Here is a 4,091-nt window from a genome sequence, read left to right as displayed (position 1 = left end):
CGCGTCTCGGGCGCCCCGCCGGCCCTGCCGCCCCTGCGCCTCCAGTACGCCGACTACGCCGCCTGGCAGCGCCGGCGCCTGGCCGGGGAGCGCCTGGCGGAGGAGCTCGCCTGGTGGCGGGAGCGCCTGGCCGGCTGCCCGCCCCTGGAGCTCCCCACCGACCACCCGCGGCCCCGCGCCCTCTCCGGCCGGGGCGCCCGGCACGCCTTCACCCTCGAAGCGCCGCTGGCCGCGGCCCTGCGGGAGCTCGCGCGGCGGGAGCGGACCACCCTCTTCACCGTGCTCGTCGCGGGGTTCCAGGCGCTCCTGGGCCGCTGGTCCCGGCAGGAGGACCTGGCGGTCGCCACCGCCGTCTCCCACCGCCCGCACCGGGAGCTGGAGGGCGTGGTGGGGTGCTTCCTCAACGACCTGGTGCTCCGGGCGGACCTCTCCGGCGACCCGTCCTTCCGTGAGCTCCTGGGGCGGGCGCACGAGACGGTGGTGGGGGCGCTCGCCCACCAGGAGCTCCCCTTCGAGCGGCTGGTCGAGGAGCTCCAGCCCCGGCGGGACCTCTCGCGGCACCCGCTCTTCCAGGCCATGGTCGTGCTGGAGAACGCGCCGATCTCCGAGGTGCGCCTCCCGGGCCTGACCCTCCGGCCGCTCCCCCTCGACGCAGGCACCGCCCGCTTCGACCTGACCCTGTCGGTGGTGGACGGGGCCGCGGAGCTAGAGGCCACCCTGGAGCACAGCACGGAGCTGTTCACTCCGGAGACGGCCGCCCGGATGGCGGACCACCTCGTGCGCCTCCTGGCCGGCGCGGCCGCCGAGCCGGAGCTGCCGCTGTCGCGCCTTCCCCTGGCGGGGGAGGAGGAGCGGCGCCGGGTGCTCCACCTGTGGAACGCCACGGAGCGGGAGTACGGCGGGCCCGCGCTGCTGCACCGGCTGGTGGAGGAGCAGGCCCGGCGCACGCCGCACGCCGTGGCCGTCGAGTCCGGCGGGGCGACGCTGACCTGCTCCGCGCTCGTCCGCCTGGCCGCCCGCCTGGCCCACCGGCTGCGGCGGCTGGGGGTGGGGCCGGAGGCGCGGGTGGGCGTCCTCTGCGAGCGCTCGCTGGAGCTGCCGGTGGCCCTCCTCGCCACGCTCCAGGCCGGCGGCGCCTGGGTCCCCCTCGATCCGGACGATCCGCCGGAGCGCCTGGCCCTGGTCCTGGAGGACGCCGCGCCGACGGTGCTCCTCGCCCAGGAGCGCCACGCGGCGCGGCTGCAGGCGTCCTGCCCGGTCGTGCTCCTGGACCGCCTGGAAGAGGAGCTCTCCGGCGAGCCGGACACGCCCCCCGCCGTGGAGGTGGCGCCGGAGGGCCTCGCCTACGTCCTCTTCACCTCGGGGTCCACCGGCCGGCCCAAGGGGGCGATGAACTCGCACCGGGGGATCGCCAACCGCCTTCTCTGGATGCAGGAGGCCCTCGCCCTCGGGCCCGACGACCGGGTGCTGCAGAAGACCCCGATCTCCTTCGACGTCTCGGTCTGGGAGCTCTTCTGGCCGCTGGTGGCCGGCGCGCGCCTGGTGCTCGCCCCCCCGGGCGAGCACCGGGACCCGGTGGCCCTGGCGCGCACCATCACCGAGGCCGGGATCACCACCGTCCACTTCGTCCCCTCCATGCTCCGCGCCTTCCTGGAGCAGGGCGCGGAGGCCCTCGCCGCCTGCGCGGTCCTCCGGCGGACGATCGCGAGCGGCGAGGCCCTCCCCCGCGACCTGGTGGAGAGGTGGCACGCCCGGGTGGGTGCCCCCCTGTTCAACCTCTACGGCCCCACCGAGGCGGCGGTGGACGTCTCCTGGCGGCGCTGCCCGCCGGGGGAGGAGGGGGTGGTGCCGATCGGCCGGCCGGTGGCGAACACGCGGCTCCACGTGCTCGACGAGCACTTCGAGCCGGCGCCGCCGGGAGTCCCGGGAGAGCTCGCCATCGGCGGGGTGCAGGTGGGCCGCGGCTACCTGGGGCGGCCGGAGCTGACGGCGGAGCGCTTCGTCCCCGACCCCTTCGGCCCCCCGGGAGCGCGCCTCTACCGCACCGGCGACCTGGCCCGCTGGAGGGGAGACGGCGAGCTGGAGTTCCTCGGCCGGCTGGACCTGCAGCTCAAGGTGCGGGGCATGCGGGTGGAGGCCGGCGAGGTGGAGGCGGCCCTGCGCGCCTGCCCGGGGGTGCGCGAGGCGGTCGTGGCCGTGCGCGAGGCCGGTCCCGGAGACGGACGGCTGGTGGCGTGGATCGTCCCCGAGGGGGAGCCGCCCACGGCCGCCGATCTGCGGCGGCGGCTAGGCGGGCGGCTTCCCGCGGCCATGGTGCCCGCCGCCTTCGTCCCCCTGGAGCGCCTCCCCACCACCGCGAGCGGCAAGGTGGACCGCGGGGCGCTCCCGACGCCGCCCTGGTGGGACGCCGGGGAGGAGCGCCAGCACGCGCCGCCCTCCACCCCGGCCGAGGAGCTGCTCGCCGGGCTCTGGGGCGAGCTCCTGGGCACCGGGCGGGTGGGGGTGGCCGACGACTTCTTCGAGCTGGGCGGCCACTCGCTCCTGGCCGGCCGGTTGGTGGCCCGCCTGCGCCGTGCCCGGGGGGTGGAGCTCCCGCTGCGTGCCGTGTTCGAGGCGCCCACGCTCGGCGAGCTGGCCCGCCGCCTGGAGGAGGCGGAGGGCGTGGCGGAGGACGAGATCCCGCGGGTGCCGCGCGGGGAACCCCTCCCCCTCTCCTGGGCCCAGGAGCGCCTCTGGTTCCTGGACCAGCTCGACTCCGGCTCGCCGGTTCACGGGATCCCCGCCGCCCTGCGCCTGCGGGGAGCGGTGGACCCGGAGCTCCTGGCGGAGGCGCTCCGCCGGGTGGCGGCCCGCCACGAGGTCCTGCGCACCCGCTACGGTATCGCCGGGGGGCGCCCGTACCAGCTCGTCGCCCCGGCGGCGGAGGCTCCCCTGGCGGTGAGCGACCTGGGGCACCTTCCCCCCGGCGAGCGCGAGGCGCGCGCGGCGGAGCTCCAGGCCGGGGAGGCGGTGGCGCGCTTCGACCTCGTGGACGGTCGCGTGCTCCGCGCCCACCTGGTCCGCCTCGGCGGGGCGGAGCACCTGCTCCTCGTCCACCTGCACCACGTGGCCGGGGACGGGTGGTCGCTAGGGGTCCTCTTCCAGGACCTGGCCGCCTGCTACCGGGCCCTCGCCCGGGGCGAGGAGCCGCGCCTCCCCGCGCTCCCCGTCCAGTACGCGGACTTCGCCGTCTGGCAGCGCCGGCGCCTGGAGGGAGGCGACCTCGCGCCGCAGCTGGAGTGGTGGCGGGAGCGCCTGGCCGGGGCCCCGGACCACCTGGACCTCCCCCTCGACCACCCGCGGCCCCCGGTGCAGACCGCCCGCGGCGAGCGGGAGAGCCTGGTCCTGGCCCCGGAGCTCGCGGGGGCGGTGCGGGAGCTGGGCCGGCGGGAGGGGGCGACGCCGTTCATGACGATGCTCGCCGCGTTCGCCGTGCTCCTCGCCCGCTGGAGCGGGCAGCACGACATGGTGGTGGGGGTGCCGGTCGCCGACCGCCCCCGTCCCGAGCTGGAGGGGGTGGTGGGCAACTTCCTGAACACCCTCCCCCTGCGCCTGGACCTCTCGGGGGACCCGTCGTTCCGGGAGCTGCTGGCGCGGGTCCGGGAGGTCGCCCTGGGCGCCTTCGCCCGGAAGGAGGTCCCCTTCGAGGCGATCCTGGAGGCGCTCCAGCTCCGCCGCGACCTCGCCCGCACCCCCCTGTTCCAGGTCTTCTTCAACGTCCTGAACTTCCCCCTCCCCCCGCTGGAGCTCCCCGGCGCGGAGGTGGAGCCCGCGGACACCCCCGAGCCCCCGGCGCGCTTCGACCTGACCCTCTACACCGCCGACGAGGGGGCCGGGACGCGCTGCGACCTGGTCTACAACGCCGACCTCTTCGGCCGGGACCGCATGGCCGAGGCGCTGCGCCAGCTCCGGGCGGTGCTGGAGCAGGCGGTGGCGGACCCGGAGCGGCCGGTGGGCGCCCTGTCGCTGGTCACGCCGGAGGCGCGGCGCATGCTCCCGGACCCCGCGGCCCCCCTGGACGGCTCCTGGCGCGGCCCGGTGCCGGCCTGGCT

General features: G+C 77.6%; 1 protein-coding gene. It reads left to right on the top strand.

Annotated elements, in window-relative coordinates; genetic code table 11:
* On the top strand, positions 1-4,091 hold a 4,091-nt coding region (locus tag VGR37_06150), incomplete at both ends, for an amino acid adenylation domain-containing protein (GenBank protein ID HEV2146962.1).

Source organism: Longimicrobiaceae bacterium (assembly GCA_035936415.1).
GTDB lineage: Bacteria > Gemmatimonadota > Gemmatimonadetes > Longimicrobiales > Longimicrobiaceae > JAFAYN01.
This window is presented reverse-complemented; position numbering and strand designations above follow the sequence as displayed.